Source organism: Bradyrhizobium sp. CSA112 (assembly GCF_029051645.1).
GTDB lineage: Bacteria > Pseudomonadota > Alphaproteobacteria > Rhizobiales > Xanthobacteraceae > Bradyrhizobium.
Genome location: NZ_JAACFS010000001.1, coordinates 623,766 through 639,360 on the forward strand (window position 1 = coordinate 623,766; position 15,595 = coordinate 639,360).

Annotated in this window: 13 protein-coding genes and 1 pseudogene; 6 read left to right on the top strand and 8 right to left on the bottom strand. The window is 61.8% G+C overall.

Translation table 11 applies throughout. The annotated features are described in order from the left end of the window. Window positions 1-101: 101 nt before the first annotated feature. From GWE18_RS03110 to coxB, 5 genes are all read right to left on the bottom strand, one after another. Entirely contained in the window at window positions 102-503 is a 402-nt protein-coding gene (locus GWE18_RS03110) for a cytochrome C oxidase subunit IV family protein (protein ID WP_275184319.1), read from the bottom strand. Between the two features lie 9 nt (window positions 504-512). Next, a complete protein-coding gene (locus GWE18_RS03115; RefSeq protein WP_275184320.1) occupies window positions 513-1,235 on the bottom strand; it encodes a heme-copper oxidase subunit III family protein in 723 nt (240 codons plus the stop codon). Window positions 1,236-1,246: 11 nt separating this feature from the next. Beyond that, window positions 1,247-1,951 (bottom strand): cytochrome c oxidase subunit 3, encoded by a 705-nt coding sequence (locus GWE18_RS03120; protein WP_275184321.1) that lies wholly within the window; start codon window positions 1,949-1,951, stop codon window positions 1,247-1,249. Continuing rightward, window positions 1,948-3,726 carry a cbb3-type cytochrome c oxidase subunit I gene (locus GWE18_RS03125; RefSeq protein WP_057850395.1) on the bottom strand — a complete coding sequence of 593 codons (1,779 nt, stop codon included), beginning with the start codon at window positions 3,724-3,726 and terminating at the stop codon, window positions 1,948-1,950. The genes GWE18_RS03120 and GWE18_RS03125 overlap by 4 nt, the downstream gene beginning before the upstream one ends. 81 nt (window positions 3,727-3,807) lie before the next feature. After that, complete coding sequence (gene coxB, locus GWE18_RS03130) at window positions 3,808-4,641, bottom strand: cytochrome c oxidase subunit II (RefSeq protein WP_275184322.1); 834 nt, start codon at window positions 4,639-4,641, stop codon at window positions 3,808-3,810. 555 nt (window positions 4,642-5,196) lie between these two features. On the opposite strand from coxB, the gene GWE18_RS03135 reads away from it, so the two are divergent. After that, window positions 5,197-6,111 carry a DUF2189 domain-containing protein gene (locus GWE18_RS03135; RefSeq protein ID WP_275184660.1) on the top strand — a complete coding sequence of 305 codons (915 nt, stop codon included), beginning with the start codon at window positions 5,197-5,199 and terminating at the stop codon, window positions 6,109-6,111. Window positions 6,112-6,443: 332 nt separating this feature from the next. On the opposite strand, the gene GWE18_RS03140 is transcribed toward GWE18_RS03135, so the two are convergent. Both GWE18_RS03140 and GWE18_RS03145 read right to left on the bottom strand, forming a co-directional pair. Continuing rightward, on the bottom strand, window positions 6,444-7,496 hold the full coding sequence (locus tag GWE18_RS03140; protein WP_275184661.1) for a DUF2865 domain-containing protein: 1,053 nt from the start codon (window positions 7,494-7,496) through the stop codon (window positions 6,444-6,446). A gap of 279 nt (window positions 7,497-7,775) precedes the next feature. Further along, window positions 7,776-8,084, bottom strand: coding sequence for a hypothetical protein (locus GWE18_RS03145; RefSeq protein ID WP_275184324.1), 309 nt, complete (start codon window positions 8,082-8,084; stop codon window positions 7,776-7,778). A 466-nt stretch (window positions 8,085-8,550) separates the two neighbouring features. Between GWE18_RS03145 and cysS the strand changes: the two genes are divergently transcribed. The 4 genes and pseudogenes from cysS to GWE18_RS03165 form a co-directional block, all read left to right on the top strand. Then, complete coding sequence (gene cysS / locus GWE18_RS03150; RefSeq protein ID WP_275184325.1) at window positions 8,551-9,966, top strand: cysteine--tRNA ligase; 1,416 nt, start codon at window positions 8,551-8,553, stop codon at window positions 9,964-9,966. A gap of 117 nt (window positions 9,967-10,083) precedes the next feature. Then, a complete protein-coding gene (locus GWE18_RS03155; RefSeq protein ID WP_275184326.1) occupies window positions 10,084-10,593 on the top strand; it encodes a GNAT family N-acetyltransferase in 510 nt (169 codons plus the stop codon). Further along, entirely contained in the window at window positions 10,590-12,188 is a 1,599-nt protein-coding gene (gene cimA, locus GWE18_RS03160; RefSeq protein WP_275184328.1) for a citramalate synthase, read from the top strand. The genes GWE18_RS03155 and cimA overlap by 4 nt, the downstream gene beginning before the upstream one ends. 129 nt (window positions 12,189-12,317) lie before the next feature. Further along, window positions 12,318-12,686: pseudogene (locus GWE18_RS03165) on the top strand (VOC family protein); the annotation flags it as partial. A 20-nt stretch (window positions 12,687-12,706) separates the two neighbouring features. Here the strand turns inward: GWE18_RS03165 and GWE18_RS03170 are convergent. Continuing rightward, window positions 12,707-13,327, bottom strand: a complete 621-nt coding sequence (locus tag GWE18_RS03170) for a TIGR00730 family Rossman fold protein (RefSeq protein WP_275184329.1) — start codon at window positions 13,325-13,327, stop codon at window positions 12,707-12,709. A gap of 212 nt (window positions 13,328-13,539) precedes the next feature. Here GWE18_RS03170 and GWE18_RS03175 point away from each other — a divergent pair, with 212 nt between their 5' ends. Then, a complete protein-coding gene (locus GWE18_RS03175; protein WP_275184330.1) occupies window positions 13,540-15,543 on the top strand; it encodes an ABC transporter ATP-binding protein/permease in 2,004 nt (667 codons plus the stop codon). Window positions 15,544-15,595: the final 52 nt, after the last annotated feature.

Below are 15,595 nucleotides of genomic sequence, written 5' to 3' on the forward strand. Positions count from 1 at the left end.
TCCAGCGAATGGATGATTTCCCGATAGGCTGCTTCGGGAAACGCCTTAGCGTGCGCGTCCGGACGTTTCCCAATGCCCCTTCTGGTGCAAGGCCGCAGCACTCAAGTCGGCGCCGCGAAGGACAGGACCCGGATGAGGTGCGTGTACTCGGATTCGAACACCATGATGGCCACGAACACCAGCACCAGAACCGGAGGCAGCAGGATGGCATAGCTGAGCGCCAGCCGCTCCCAGGCCATGTGCATGAATACGGCGACGATCAAGCCGGCCTTCAGCACCATGAACAGCAGGATCAGCGACCATCTGAGATAACCCTGGAGGCCAAAGTAGTCGACGAGATAGGAGAAGGTGCTGAGGACGAACAACCATCCCCAGACCACGAGATAGAGCTTGATCGGGTGCTGCTGCCCCTCTACGTGCACGGCTCCTGATACAGCTGCGTCAGGCACATGGGCGTGTAGCTGTTGTCGTCGACCTTCTAATTGCAGTGCTGCTTCTGTCATGTGCCGGCCTCACCAAAGGTAAAAAAAGGCGAAGATGAAAACCCACACAAGATCGACGAAGTGCCAGTACAGGCCCATTATTTCGACGATCTCGTAATTCCCCTTCCGGCTCGTGAAGAAGCCGCGGCGCCCGTGATCGAAATCTCCGCGCCAAACCTTTCGCGCGATAGCGACCAGGAAGATCACGCCGAACGTCACGTGGGTGCCGTGGAACCCTGTGATCATGAAAAAGCTGGAGCCGAACTGCGCCGCGCCCCACGGGTTTTCCCAGGGCCGCACGCCCTCCATGATCAGCTTGGTCCATTCGAAGGCCTGCATTCCGACGAACGTTGCGCCAAGCGCCGCCGTGACCAGCATCAACACTGCGGTTTTGACGCGATCGCGGCGGTAACCGAAGTTGACGGCCATCGCCATGGTCCCGCTGCTGCTGATCAGGATGAAGGTCATGATGGCGATCAGGATGAGGGGGATATGTTGCCCCGCAATCTCGAGAGCGAATACCTCACTCGGATTCGGCCACGGCACGGTCGTGGACATTCGCGCCGTCATGTAGGACAGCAGAAAACAACTGAAGATGAAGGTGTCGCTGAGGAGGAAGATCCACATCATGGCCTTCCCCCAGGAGACATTCTTGAAAGCGCGCTGATCCGACGACCAGTCGGCAGCGATGCCCTTCCAGCCGGCAGTCTGCGCAGGCGATTTTTCACGGTTTGTCAGCGCCGTCTCTGCCATCTGGTCTCTCCCTAGCTGAGCAGCCGGCGACAGATGTCGACGAAATCGTCTGTCCAGCCCGTCAACAGGCCAAGCAAAACCAGCCAGACCAACAGCAGGAAATGCCAGTAGATGGTGCAGAGCTCCACACTCAGGCGCACCTGGGGCATCTCAGCGCCACGCCACACCTTGGCTGTCGTTCTGCCCAGGGCCACCAGACCGCCCATCAGGTGCAGGCCGTGCGCCGCGGTGATCATGTAGAAAAAGGAATTGGCCGGATTTGACGCCACGAAATAGCCCGCGGCCCTCAACTGTTGCCACGCCAGCAGTTGCCCGACCAGGAATATAACGGCGGAGGCTCCCCCCGCGCAGAGGCCGACGATTACACCGTCCATACTGTTCCGGTGCGCGGCCACGTATGCCCATTGCAGCGCGACGCTGCTCACGACCAGGACGCCGGTGTTGAACCACAGCAGCCCCGGTACGGGCAGCGCCCGCCAGTCCACCATGTTCATGCGCATGGAATAAGCGCTCATGAAAAGTGCGAACAACGAACTGGCGACAGCGAGAAACACTCCCAGTCCGATCTTCGCTGCCGGCAAGGTCATTGCTCCCGTGCCAGGGAAGCGATCGATCGAACCTTCCTCCAGCCAGGGTTTGGCTGTGAGCCGTTGCTGCGCGAGCCACCATCCGATGATGACCGCTATCACAACCATAAACAGGATGATTGCGCTCATGGCGCAGCTTCCTGAACGGCCCGTGTCGGTCGCGGCGGCTGGTTCTGCGGAATGAAGTCCTGCTCAGCGCCTGGCACGCTGTAGTCATACGCCCAGCGATAAACCACCGGGAGCTCCTTGCCCCAGTTGCCGTGTCCGGGCGGGGTCTCCGGCGTCTGCCACTCCAGTGTTGTCGCCCGCCACGGATTGCCGCCGGAAGGCCTGCCCTTGAAATAGCTCCAGACAAGATTGAACAGGAACACCATCTGGGCGAAGCCCACCATCAAGGCCATCACGGTGATAAAGGCATTGAGCGTGTGGGTCGATGACGGGATGAACGCCGCTTCGCCGATCTCGTGGTAGCGGCGCGGAACTCCGAGCAGCCCAATGTAATGCATCGGGAAGAAGATCAGATAGGCGCCGAGGAACGTTACCCAGAAGTGGAACTTGCCCATCCAATCATCCAGCATCCGTCCCGTTACCTTGGGGTACCAATGATAGATCGCGCCCAGCACAACCATGATCGGCGCCACGCCCATCACCATATGGAAATGCGCGACGACGAACATGGTATCCGAGAGCGGGACATCCACGACGACGTTGCCGAGGAAGAGGCCGGTGAGCCCGCCGTTCACGAACGTGATGATAAAGCCGAGGGCGAACAACATCGGGACCGTGAGATGAATGTCGCCGCGCCACAGGGTTAGCACCCAGTTGTAGACCTTGATGGCGGTCGGGATGGCGATGATGAGCGTCGTCGTAGCGAAGAAGAACCCGAAATGCGGGTGCATGCCGCTCACATACATGTGGTGCGCCCATACGATGAAGCTGAGCGCACCGATCGCCACGATGGCCCAGACCATCATGCGATAGCCGAAGATGTTCTTTCGCGCATGGGTGCTGATCAGATCGGAAACGATCCCGAAGGCGGGCAGGGCAACGATGTAGACTTCGGGATGGCCGAAGAACCAGAACAGGTGCTGGAACAGGATCGGGCTGCCGCCGCCATACTTCATCTGCTGCCCCATCTCGACGAGGGCGGGCATGAAGAAGCTGGTTCCCAGCACGCGGTCGAACAGCATCATGACAGAGGCGACGAACAGCGCCGGGAAAGCCAACAACGCCATCACCGTGGCCGTGAAGATGCCCCACACCGTCAGCGGCATGCGCATCAGCGTCATGCCGCGGGTGCGCGCCTGCAGCACCGTCACCACATAGTTCAGCCCGCCCATGGTGAAGCCGATGATGAACAGGATCAGCGAGGACAGCATCAGAATGATGCCCCAATCCTGCCCGGGGGTGCCGGAGAGAATCGCCTGCGGCGGGTACAGCGTCCAGCCAGCGCCGGTTGGCCCGCCGGGCACGAAGAAGGTTGACGCCAGCACCAGCACTGCGAGCAGGTAGACCCAGTAGCTCAGCATGTTCACATAGGGGAAGACCATGTCCCGGGCGCCGACCATCAGCGGGATCAGGTAGTTGCCGAAGCCTCCCAGGAACAACGCTGTCAGCAGGTAGATCACCATGATCATGCCGTGCATGGTGATGAACTGGAGATATTGATTTGCATCGATAAAGGAGAACGTGCCGGGAAATCCCAACTGCAGCCGCATCAGCCACGACAGCACCAAAGCTACCAGCCCGATTGCCGTCGCTGTGAGCGAGTACTGGATGGCGATGACTTTGGCGTCCTGCGAAAAGACGTACTGCGTCCACCAGCTTTTGGGATGATAGAGTTCAACCTCCGGCACTTCGGCAGGCGGAACGTCTGCGATTCTGTCATACGGGACATCGACCATCGAAGACACCTCCTCGGTCGTTTCCATAAGGCGGGCGATGAGTTGGTTTCACGCGCCCAGTTTTTCTTGCAACGGCATTTCTTACTTGCCGCTGGATTCGTACGTAGCCCTCATAACGGCGCTTCGGCCTGACAATTCTGCATACGTCTTCTGCTTCTCCAGCCAGGCCTTATAGTCATTCTCTTCTTCGACGATAACCTTGGAGCGCATTTGCGCGTGCGCTGCGCCGCACAACTCGGCGCAGAGAACATCGAACGTTCCGGTTCGGATCGGGGTCATCCAGAAATAGGTGACCATGCCCGGGACCATGTCCATCTTGGCTCGGAACTCGGGCACATAGAAATCGTGCAGGACATCGAGGGAGCGGAGCAAAACCTTGACCGGCTTCCCGACGGGGAGATGCAAGTCTTCACTTGCAACGACGACGTCGTCTTGCCCATGCTGATCGTCAGGGTTTAAGCCCATTGGGTTCTCGGAGCTGACGTGGCGGACATCGGTCGTGCCCATCCGGCCATCCTTGCCGGGGAGACGGTAGTTCCAGCTCCATTGCTGGCCCATAACCTCGATCTCGGTAGCGTCGGCCGGAACCGTGACGAACTGGTGCCAGACCACCAAGCCGGGCGCCAACATGGCTCCAACGCCGATCGCAGTTCCGATCGTGAGCCACCACTCGAGCTTCTTGTTTTCCGGATTGTAGTGTGCCTGCCTTCCTTCCTTGTGGTGAAAGCGGAGGACGCAATAGGCCATGAATGCGATCACCGCGAAGAAGACGACGCCGGTGATCCAGAAGGTGATGCTGATGGTGTGGTCGATGTAGCTCCAATTGGTGGCGATCGGCGTCCACCACCACGGGCTGTAGATGTGAAACAGCACCGAGCCGACTGCGATTAACAGCAGTATGATAGCGACAACCATCCCTCATTCCTCCTTGCCACCAAAGGCAATGGAGACGAACTAAAGGGCGGAGCTTACACCTGTCTCGATGGCCGACTTCACATGCGCCATCGCAGTGTGTCTTGCCTCGCCCATGTGATCGGTCGCGACATCTAAACGTGGCACGGAGCACACGTACGACCGCTAATCATCGGAACCGGGCGTCAGAAACTAAGGATGGTACGCGTCGAGCCGCGCGTCAATAGAGCAATGTCAATAGAACAATAGAGAACTATGCCCCTTCGGCGGTGCGCCAGACTGGTGGCGCCAGCCGGCGAGCATCAGCCGGCACCATCGGTTGATAATGACGCAACGCACCAAATGGCCGTACGCGTGCGCAATTCACCCCAACCGTTGCCGTCCAACTCCAATCGCGCTAAACTTATTGGGTAAGTCGCGACAAGTTTCGTCCGGCTAAGCTCCTTTCGTTGCACTTGGCCGTACTCGGCTCGACCGCGACTCTCGCACATCAGGGCGGAGACGCGTGGGTTGCGGCGCGTCATTTTGACCGCCGTAACAGCACGAGAGGGTGTGTCCATGGCCACTGTGTATTCCGACAACATCTCAAAAGTTGCACGGCACGTATTCGGCGACGCCGCCACATATCCCGTTCGCAAGATCAAACTATCCGACCTGGGCGAGGCGCTGCGCCTGGGTTGGGAAGACTTCAGTGCAATGCCAAGTCACGCGGTCGTCCTGTGCGTGATTTATCCCGTTCTCGGTATTTTTCTGTTCAGGATGGTCCTTGGCTATTCGGTGCTGCCGCTGCTGTTTCCGCTGGCAGCCGGGTTTGCCCTGATTGGCCCCTTTGCCGCGATTGGTCTCTACGAGCTCAGCCGCCGCCGCGAGCGCGGCGAGGCAGTCGGGGCATGGGATGCGCTTTCCGTGCTGCGCGCTCCGGCTTTCGGCGCCATGATCGAGCTTGGCGTGCTCCTGCTCGTTCTGTTCGGGGCCTGGATCGGCGCAGCGAACGCTATCTACGTCTCGATCTTCGGTCACGCTCCGGCTGCGAGCATCCCCGATTTCGCAACGCGCGTGCTGACGACGCCGGAAGGATGGTCGCTCATCATCATCGGTTGCGGCGTTGGTTTTCTGTTCGCGGTCGTGGCGCTGTGCGTCAGTGCTGTGTCGTTTCCATTGATGCTCGATCGCCATGCCACTGCAATCGACGCCATCCGGACGTCGCTGCGGGCTGTCATGATGAATCCGGTTGCCATGGCCGGGTGGGGCCTGATCGTGGCGGCGCTGCTCGTGCTCGGTTCGTTGCCGGTCTTCGTCGGTCTCGCCGTCGTTCTGCCGGTGCTCGGTCATGCCACCTGGCATCTGTACCGGAAGGTGGTGGAGCCGGATCCCAACCCTCCACAGCAAGAACCCCACCTGCGGAAAGGACACCGCTACGCCGCCGATTTCCCGGCCGTTCTCTTCCCGTGGAGCCGTGAGCGCGAGCCGTAGTCTTACTGCGTCATGAGCCCCTCATGGTGAGGAGCGCAAAGCGCGTCTCGAACCATGAGGCCCCGCCTGTGGCCTACATCCTTCGAGACGCCCACTCCGCGGGCTCCTCGGGATGAGGATCAAATGGCCCTGACGCAGTAGATCTAGAGCGGTTTCCAGCGAGAACCTGCCCCGGACTTGATCCGGGGTGGGTTCGCGTCAAGAAAGCGCGTCAAATCAAAAATCTAGAGCCCCGTTCCGATTCCGTCGGAACGGAAAGCTCTTGGCCGCGAGATTGAGCCCAGGATCGCGCCTCCGCCCGCGTCGGCGAAAGCGTTCGAGGGGTAGGGCGTCTATTGCTTCGGCGGGATGAAGGTCGGGCCGACGGTGCGGATCGGCTTGTCCTTGTCGCTGGCGGTCGCAGTCGTATCGGCCGGCGGCGGCGCCGCGGCGGTGGAGGGCGCGGGCGCCGTGCCTTTCTTGGGAGCGGGCGGACCCTTCGGCTGTGCGCGCTGCTGCATCCGCTTCGCACTCTCCTCGGTGACGATGATGTCACCTTGTTCGACCCCGGCCCTGTCGTCGACCGACTTCAGCGCTTCCGACCAGGTCTGGCCGGCGGCCTTGCAGGCGCAGGACGGGTTGAACTCGGTGCGGAATTTGAACGCGTTCGGCAGCGACGTATAAGGCTGGCCGTTGACCGAGACCGCCTGGTTGATGTCTTCGCCGGGGTTGCGATAGGTGAACAGCGTCGCTTCCGTCGCTGGGCAAAGTGCCTTGCAGGTCCGCTCGTCGTCCTGAAATCGCGCCTGGTAGGTGGCGAACGACACCGGGAAGTAACCGCCGTCGCAGGTGCGGACGCAGACGGTGCGGAAGGTTCCGGAGGGCGGGCCGAGTTCGGCGCTGGGCGGCGGGAGCGTCTGGTTGTTGCCAAACAGGCTGTCGATGAAGTTACCGGGACCGCGCGCGGCGGCGGCATATTGCGGGCCGCAATTGTTCTGCGCGAGCGCCGTCAGTACCGAGCGGCGCTGGTTTTCGCGGTCGGCGCCGCCGATGCCGCCGCTGCGCAGGCGCTCCAGGCTGGTGGTGATCTGGTCGAGATTGGAACGCATCTGCTGAATTTGGTTGTTCACCGGACCGCACTGCGCGGAACGCCCGTTGAACAGGGAGAAGAAGCCCGAGCTTTCGCAACCCATGCGCTTGGCTTGCTGCGTGACCCGATCGAGTTCGGCCTGCTGCTTGGCCTGGGCCTCCTGATAGCGGCGGATCTGTTCATCCTTGGCCGGGTCGCCGGTGCCGGCGCCACGGTCGATGGTCGCCAATTGTCCTTCGAGCCGGATGCAGACCGGATTGGCCTGCGCGCCCTGCTGCTGCGGCGGCGGGGGGGCGTCCTGGCTCATCTGCGCCATGGCGTCCTCGTTCGTCTGCGCCAAGGCGGGTGCGCCCTGGGCGGCGATGCCGAGCAGGACGGCGCAGGTCAAAATCCGAAGGGAGAGGGGAACGTTGCGAATTTCCAGCATATCCGGCCATGAGAGAGCTGATCCGCGCGGCTTGTCAGCCTGATGGCGCGGCCAAGGCGGCGTTCTGCGGCCAAGGCCGCATCCAATACCTGCTTCTCGGGGCAGCGTCACGTCGTTTCCGGGGCGCAGGTGTGGCAACCAGCCCTTGATTCTCCGGAATAATTGCCTCTAGCGCTGGCAGGTGATGGCGACGTATTCGCCGCACCCCGGGCGTGAGCAGCGGTCGCCGCCGCGGCTCGGAATCGCGCCGGTGACTTCGTCGGGATCGACGCGGCGATAGGCGGTCGCCTGTGCAAATTCCCGTGACTGGCAATAGGAGCGGGCGGCATGGGCGCCGCACTTGTCGCCCCTGGCGAGGCACTCGTCGACGCCGTAACCATCAGCCTGGTTGGCGACGATGAAGACGCGGCTGTCGGCGGAGGCCGCCGGGGCGGCAAGCAGGAAGGCACTGGCAATGAGTGCGGAGGAAAGTCGCATGGAAGACACCGGCAGGGGAAAGGGATCGCCCCGCACAGATAGGCCCAAAGGGTTAATAATGATTAACCATGAGCCCGCAGGGCGGCAGCGGATAGCAGGGGTTCGGCGGCCTGATCGGCCCCAAATCGGGCACAAGCAAGGCCTTGACGGCGTCCCTCCGATACCGCAATGGTGGAACCATGAACGGTCTCCTCGCCATCTGCAGCATTTGCCGCGAGATTATTAGCTAGCGATTCGCTGGCTGAGGCCGTCTTTTCTCAAAAACTGAGATCACTGGACGCCCGGCCGGCAGCGCACCGGCTCTCGCATTCGCACGTTCTTGCGGCGAATGGGTTGCGAATGCGAGAGCCGGTGCGCTGCAAGACACTAAAAGTTTAGTGCCGCCTGCGATCTGAAGTTCCTGGACGATCTCGCTGCTATCACTGCAGGAACTTCAAATCGCCCTCGGCACTGGGATGGGTTTTCCATGGAACTGCGCCTCTACGATACGTTGACGAAGGAGAAGCGGCCGTTCGTGCCGCTCGATGCCGATAACGTCCGCATCTATGCCTGCGGACCGACGGTCTATGACTTCGCCCATATCGGCAATGGTCGCGCGGCGATCGTGTTCGACGTGCTGTTTCGCGTGCTGCGCCATCGCTATGGCCCCGATCATGTCACCTATGTCCGCAACGTCACCGACGTCGACGACAAGATCAACGTCCGCGCCGCACGCGACTATCCCGGCGTGCCGCTGAATGAGGCGATCCGCAAGGTCACCGAAGAGACCTATCGCCAATATCAGGACGACGTCACCGCGCTCGGCTGCTTGGCCCCGACCGTGCAGCCGCGCGCGACCGAACATATCCCGGAGATGCGGGCGATCATCGAGAAGCTCGTTGCCGGCGGCTTTGCCTATGTCGCCGAAGACCACGTGCTGTTCTCGCCGCAGGCGATGAACGAAGCTAATTCCGTGATGCCGCGCTATGGCGCGTTGTCGAAACGCTCGCTCGACGAGATGATCGCGGGCGCCCGCGTCGACGTCGCCCCCTACAAGCGCGACAATACCGATTTCGTGCTGTGGAAGCCGTCGAAGCCGGGTGAACCGTCATGGCCGTCGCCATCGCGCATCAAGGCGGAAGGCCGCCCCGGCTGGCATATCGAATGCTCGGCGATGGCCTGGAAGCATCTCGGCGAGAAGTTCGACATTCATGGCGGCGGCATCGACCTGGTGTTCCCGCACCATGAGAACGAACTCGCGCAGACCTGCTGCGCCTTTCATTCCGACCGCATGGCGAATGTCTGGATGCACAACGGCTTCCTGCAGATCGAGAGCGAGAAGATGTCGAAGTCGCTCGGCAACTTCTTCACGATTCGGGACATGCTGGCCGATTGGCCGGGTGAGGTGCTGCGTCTCAATATGCTGAAGACGCATTATCGCTCACCGCTCGACTGGACCTTGAAGGGTGCGGAAGAGAGCGCGAAGACGCTCGACGATTGGTACGCGATCGCGGCTGACGCCGTGGCCAGCGAGCCGTCGCCCGCCTTGGTCGAGGCGCTCTATGACGACCTCAACACGGCGCTGGCCATGGCTGTCCTGCACGGCCTGCGCAATGCGGCGGCGTCCGGTGGCACGCGGGAGCGCGGCGAGTTTGCCGCCTCGCTTCGGCTGCTCGGTTTCCTCTCAATGAGTGCTGCCGAGTGGAAGGGGCGCAAGCAGCAGGCCAGCGGCATCGATCCGGAGCAGGTCGATCGCCTGATCGCGGAGCGCGCGGCCGCCCGCGCGCGCAAGGACTTCAAGGAATCCGACCGCATCCGGGACGAGCTCGCCGCGATGGGCGTTGCCATCAAGGATGGCAAGGATGCCGACGGAAAACCTGTAACGACATGGGAGGTCGCGTGATGACCCGTCCCGATACGCCCTTCCCGAAACATTGGCGTTATTACATCTTCATCAAATGGGCACTGATCGTTGCCGCGGTCGTGCTGGCTTTGAGACTGTTCGGAGTATTTTGACGCGATGGGACAGGCGTTGCCCAAACCTGGCTTGCGGCCGTTTTTGCCGGCGGATGTTCCGATGCTGGCGGCGATCTTCGTTGCCGCCATCGAGGGGCTGACCGGCGACGATTACAGCGTGGCGCAGCAGGAAGCCTGGACTCACGCTGCCGAGGACGAAGAAGCGTTCGGCAAGAAGCTGGCGGGGCAACTGACGCTGATCGCGACCATCCAGAACGCGCCTGTTGGATTCGCCTCGCTGAAGGGCACCGACCACATCGATATGCTTTATGTACATCCGAGCGTGGCCGGGCAGGGCGTTGGGTCGATGCTGGTCGACGCGCTGGAAAAACTGGCAGGCGCACGTGGCGCCAAGCATCTAACGGTCGACGCCAGCGATACTGCGGAGGCTTTCTTCAAGAAACGCGGCTATACCGCCAAACAGCGCAACACCGTCTCGCTCAACGGCGAATGGCTCGCCAACACAACGATGCAGAAGGCGCTGGCAGGGGCCGGGCCGGGAGTTCCGACATGAGCCGCGAACGCCTTTATCTCTTCGACACCACGCTGCGCGACGGCGCGCAGACCAACGGCGTCGATTTCACGCTGCACGACAAGCAGATCATCGCGCAGATGCTGGACGATCTCGGCATCGACTATGTCGAGGGCGGCTATCCCGGCGCCAATCCGGCCGACACCGAATTCTTTTCGGAAAGCCCAAAGTTCGAGAACGCCAAGTTCACGGCGTTCGGCATGACGCGCCGTCCGGGCCGTTCGGCCTCGAACGACCCCGGGCTCGCGGCGCTGATCGAGGCCAAGGCCGACGCGATCTGCTTCGTCGCCAAATCCAGCGCCTATCAGGTGCGGGTTGCGCTCGAGACCACCAACGAGGAGAACCTCGCCTCGATCCGCGACAGCGTCAGTGCGGCCAAGGCGGCCGGCCGCGAGGTGATGGTCGATTGCGAACACTTCTTCGACGGCTACAAGGAAAATGCCGATTTCGCGCTGGCCTGTGCCAAAGCGGCCTATGAGTCTGGGGCGCGCTGGGTGGTGCTGTGCGACACCAACGGCGGCACCATGCCGCACGAGATCGAAACCATCGTAGGCATCGTCGTCAAGCATGTCCCGGGCAGCCATGTCGGCATCCACGCCCATAATGACACCGAGCAGGCGGTCGCCAATTCGCTGGCCGCAGTGCGCGCCGGCGCGCGGCAGATCCAAGGCACCCTGAACGGGCTCGGCGAGCGCTGCGGCAACGCCAATCTCTGTTCGCTGATCCCGACGCTTCGCCTGAAGAACGAATTTTCCGACGCGTTCGAGATCGGCGTCACCGCGGAGAAGATGGCGACGCTGATGAAGGTCTCGCGCACGCTCGATGACATGCTCAACCGCGCGCCCAACCGCCATGCCGCCTATGTCGGCGAAAGCGCCTTCGTCACCAAAGCAGGTATTCATGCCTCAGCGATGATGAAGGACCCTCATAGCTACGAACACGTCTTGCCTGAATCCGTCGGCAACCATCGCAAGGTGCTGGTGTCCGATCAGGCCGGCCGCTCCAACGTGATGGCTGAACTCGATCGCGCCGGCATCACCTATGAGAAGAGCGATCCGAAGCTGGCGCGTCTGGTCGAGGAGTTGAAGGAGCGCGAAGCGGCAGGCTATGCCTATGAATCCGCCAACGCCTCGTTCGACCTGCTGGCGCGGCGCACGCTTGGCCGGGTGCCGGAATATTTCAAGGTCGAGCAGTTCGACGTCAATGTCGAGCAGCGCTACAACGCCAACGGCCAGCGCGTCACGGTGGCGCTGGCGGTGGTCAAGGTTGATGTCGCCGGCGAACGCTTGATCTCGGCGGCGGAAGGCAACGGTCCGGTCAATGCGCTCGACGTCGCGCTGCGCAAGGACCTCGGCAAGTATCAGAAATACATCGAAGGCCTGAAGCTGATCGATTACCGCGTCCGTATCCTCAATGGCGGCACGGAGGCGGTGACGCGGGTCTTGATCGAGAGCGAGGATGAAAACGGCGATAGCTGGATCACGGTCGGCGTGTCGCCGAATATCATCGACGCCTCGTTCCAGGCGCTGATGGATTCGGTGGTCTACAAGCTGGTGAAATCAGGCGCGCCGGTGTGAGGAACGCAAGGCGGTCCACAAACGCCGTCATTGCGAGCGAAGCGAAGCAATCCATCGTGCCGCAAGGAAAGTATGGATTGCTTCGTCGCTAACGCTCCTCGCAATGACGGGGAGAGAGCGGGGGAATCGATGATCGACCACATCTCCGTCGGCGTCAGCGACCTCGAACGCTCCGCGCGCTTCTATGAAGCAACGCTCGCAGCCCTCGGCCTGTCGCGTCTGGTGACGCGCCCCGCCACCATCGGCTTCGGCAAAACCTATCCCGAATTCTGGATCAACCTGCGCGCCGGCATGGCGTCCGTGCCGCCCGAGAGCGGCACGCACATCTGCCTTCGCGCCAAAACAACCGGCGATGTCGATGCGTTTTACGCCGCGGCGCTGAAGTCCGGCGGCCGCTCCGACGGCGCGCCAGGAATTCGGCCGCATGATCGCGTGAAGTATTACGCCGCCTTCGTCGTCGATCCCGACGGCAACCGCATCGAGGCGGTGCGTTTCCCGCGACGTAGGGTAGGGCGGACTTACAGCTTTCTGACCAATTCCGGCGCGATTTCCCTGGTGCCTGCCGGAGCACGGGCCACGGCGGCGCGCAAGCGCGGCACGATGTCCTCGACCCGCTCGGCCTTGAGGATATCGATGTCCAGCGACGGGCGGATGAATTCGGTTGCACGCATATGCGCCAGCAGCGCGATCAGCGGTTCCCAGAAGCCGTCGACATTGGCGAGCAGAACCGGCTTGGAGTGGCGGCCGAGTTGCTGCCAGGTCATCTGCTCGACCAGCTCCTCCAGCGTGCCGATGCCGCCGGGCAGCGCCACGAATGCGTCGGAGCGTTCGAACATCAGCCGCTTGCGCTCGTGCATGTCGGGCGTGACGATCATTTCTTGAACGCGTGACAGCGCATGCTCGCGTGATCTCAGAAAATCCGGGATGATGCCGGTGACCAGGCCGCCGTGATCCAGCGTCGACTTGGCGACCGCGCCCATCAGCCCGACCGATCCGCCGCCATAGACGAGCCGGATATTGTTCTCGGCAAAAGCCTTTCCCAGGGCTTGGGCAGCTTCGACAAAGCGGGGGCTGGAGCCAGCGCCGGAGCCGCAATAGACACAAACGGTTTTGATTTGTTCGGTTTTGATTTGATCCATGCAGATCATGTGGCACTGCACCCAGTAAAGCTCAAGTCTGGCTCGTTTCGCTGCTGCAGCAGAAATAGGCCCGAAATCAAACCAAACGGGGGAAAGATTTATCTTTCAAGGCTGTACGGGAGAGTTAAACGCTCTATATGACGGACATATGCAGATCATCAGAAATCATCTGACGGCGGCCGGTGCGCCATCTTGCTTTGGGCGCGAGCGCGATGGCTGACACTGATTCGCGCTCCGATCCCGCCCAGCCTGCAGCCGACAACGCTCCCGAAAAAGCGACCCTGATCGGGACGCTGGTGCATCTGTGGCCCTATATCTGGCCGGGCGACCGTGCGGACCTGAAGATGCGCGTGGTCTGGTCGATGGTGCTGCTCTTGGCCGCGAAGCTCGCGACGCTGACGGTGCCGTTCACCTTCAAATGGGCGATCGACGCGCTGAGCGGCACGGGCTCCGCGCCGGTCGAAGCGTCGAACTGGATGCTGTGGCTGATCGCATCGCCCTTGCTGATGACGGCAAGCTACGGCGCGGTGCGCGTATTGATGGCGGTGCTGACGCAGTGGCGCGACGGCATCTTCGCCCGCGTCGCGATGCATGCGGTACGCAAGCTCGCCTACATCACCTTCGTTCACATGCACGAATTGGCGCTGCGCTTTCATCTGGAGCGCAAGACCGGCGGCTTGACGCGCGTGCTGGAGCGCGGCCGCACCGGCATCGAGGTGATCGTGCGGATGGTGATCCTGCAGTTGATCCCGACCATCGTCGAAGTCTCGCTCTTGATGGCCGTGCTGCTGTGGCAGTTCGACTGGCGCTACGTGCTGGTCACCGCGATCACTGTCGTGATCTACATGTACTACACCTACCTCGCGACCGAATGGCGGATCGAGATCCGCCGCAAGATGAACGATTCGGACACCGAGGCGAACACCAAGGCGATCGACTCGCTGCTCAATTACGAGACGGTGAAATATTTCAGCGCCGAAAGGCGCGAGGCCGAGCGCTACGACCATTCGATGGAGCGCTATGAGCGCAACAGCGTGAAGACCTATACGTCGCTGGCGGTGCTCAACACTGGGCAGGCGGTGATCTTTACCTTCGGCCTCACCGCGACCATGCTGATGTGTGCGCTGGGCGTGCGCAACGGCACCAATACGGTCGGCGATTTCGTCATGGTCAACGCCATGATGATCCAGCTCTACCAGCCGCTGAACTTCATGGGCATGGTCTACCGCGAGATCAAGCAGGCGATCATCGACATCGAAAAGATGTTCAGCGTGCTGTCGCGCAATCCGGAGATCAAGGATATCCCGGGCGCTGCGCCGCTGGTCGTCAGCCCGGGCAATGTGCGCTTCGATGACGTGCGCTTCGCCTATGATCCGGAGCGGCCGATCCTAAAAGGCCTCAGCTTCGAGGTGCCCGCCGGCAAGACGGTGGCGATCGTCGGTCCCTCCGGCGCCGGCAAGTCGACGATTTCGCGGCTGCTATTCCGCCTCTACGACGTCTCCAGCGGAAAAATCCTGATCGACGGCCAAGACATCAGGAACGTCACGCAGGCGAGCCTGCGCGCCTCGATCGGCATGGTGCCGCAGGATACCGTGCTGTTCAACGACACCATCCGCTACAACATCCGCTACGGCCGCTGGGACGCCAGCGATGCCGAGGTGGAGCAGGCGGCGCAACTGGCGCAGATCGACAGCTTCATCCGGAGTTCACCGAAGGGATACGAAACCCAGGTCGGCGAACGCGGCCTGAAACTGTCAGGCGGCGAGAAGCAGCGCGTGGCGATCGCGCGCACCGTGCTGAAGGCGCCGCCGATCCTGGTGCTGGATGAAGCGACCTCGGCGCTCGACAGCCACACCGAGCATGAAATCCAGGAAGCGCTGGAGCGCGTCTCGCGTGGCCGCACCTCGCTGGTGATCGCCCATCGGCTCTCCACCATCGTCGGCGCCGATGAAATTATCGTGCTGGATCAAGGGCGCATCGCCGAGCGCGGCACCCACGCCAGGCTTTTGGCGTCCGGCGGGCTTTATGCCAGCATGTGGAACAGGCAGCGCGAAGCCGAGGCAGCGCGGGAGAAACTCGCGCAGATCGACGACGGCAACGAGGCGCCGAACCGCGCCCCGCCGCCGGTCGATGATCCGCTCAACGATCAGTCCAAGGACCTGCCCAAATCCAGAGATCCCTTGTCCAAAGATCCCTTGGCAACCGCCGCGGAATAATCCAAATACGGGCGCTACTTTCCGAAACGGGAAAGTTGGCCAGATAACAGTG

Bases quoted from the DNA above. Each gene is read 5' to 3' on its own strand.
- GWE18_RS03110 (WP_275184319.1), bottom strand. From the start codon at position 503: ATGACAGAAGCAGCACTGCAATTAGAAGGTCGACGACAACAGCTACAC.
- GWE18_RS03115 (WP_275184320.1), bottom strand. From the start codon at position 1,235: ATGGCAGAGACGGCGCTGACAAACCGTGAAAAATCGCCTGCGCAGACT.
- GWE18_RS03120 (WP_275184321.1), bottom strand. From the start codon at position 1,951: ATGAGCGCAATCATCCTGTTTATGGTTGTGATAGCGGTCATCATCGGA.
- GWE18_RS03125 (WP_057850395.1), bottom strand. From the start codon at position 3,726: ATGGTCGATGTCCCGTATGACAGAATCGCAGACGTTCCGCCTGCCGAA.
- coxB (WP_275184322.1), bottom strand. From the start codon at position 4,641: ATGGTTGTCGCTATCATACTGCTGTTAATCGCAGTCGGCTCGGTGCTG.
- GWE18_RS03135 (WP_275184660.1), top strand. From the start codon at position 5,197: ATGGCCACTGTGTATTCCGACAACATCTCAAAAGTTGCACGGCACGTA.
- GWE18_RS03140 (WP_275184661.1), bottom strand. From the start codon at position 7,496: ATGGCGCAGATGAGCCAGGACGCCCCCCCGCCGCCGCAGCAGCAGGGC.
- GWE18_RS03145 (WP_275184324.1), bottom strand. From the start codon at position 8,084: ATGCGACTTTCCTCCGCACTCATTGCCAGTGCCTTCCTGCTTGCCGCC.
- cysS (WP_275184325.1), top strand. From the start codon at position 8,551: ATGGAACTGCGCCTCTACGATACGTTGACGAAGGAGAAGCGGCCGTTC.
- GWE18_RS03155 (WP_275184326.1), top strand. From the start codon at position 10,084: ATGGGACAGGCGTTGCCCAAACCTGGCTTGCGGCCGTTTTTGCCGGCG.
- cimA (WP_275184328.1), top strand. From the start codon at position 10,590: ATGAGCCGCGAACGCCTTTATCTCTTCGACACCACGCTGCGCGACGGC.
- GWE18_RS03170 (WP_275184329.1), bottom strand. From the start codon at position 13,327: ATGGATCAAATCAAAACCGAACAAATCAAAACCGTTTGTGTCTATTGC.
- GWE18_RS03175 (WP_275184330.1), top strand. From the start codon at position 13,540: ATGGCTGACACTGATTCGCGCTCCGATCCCGCCCAGCCTGCAGCCGAC.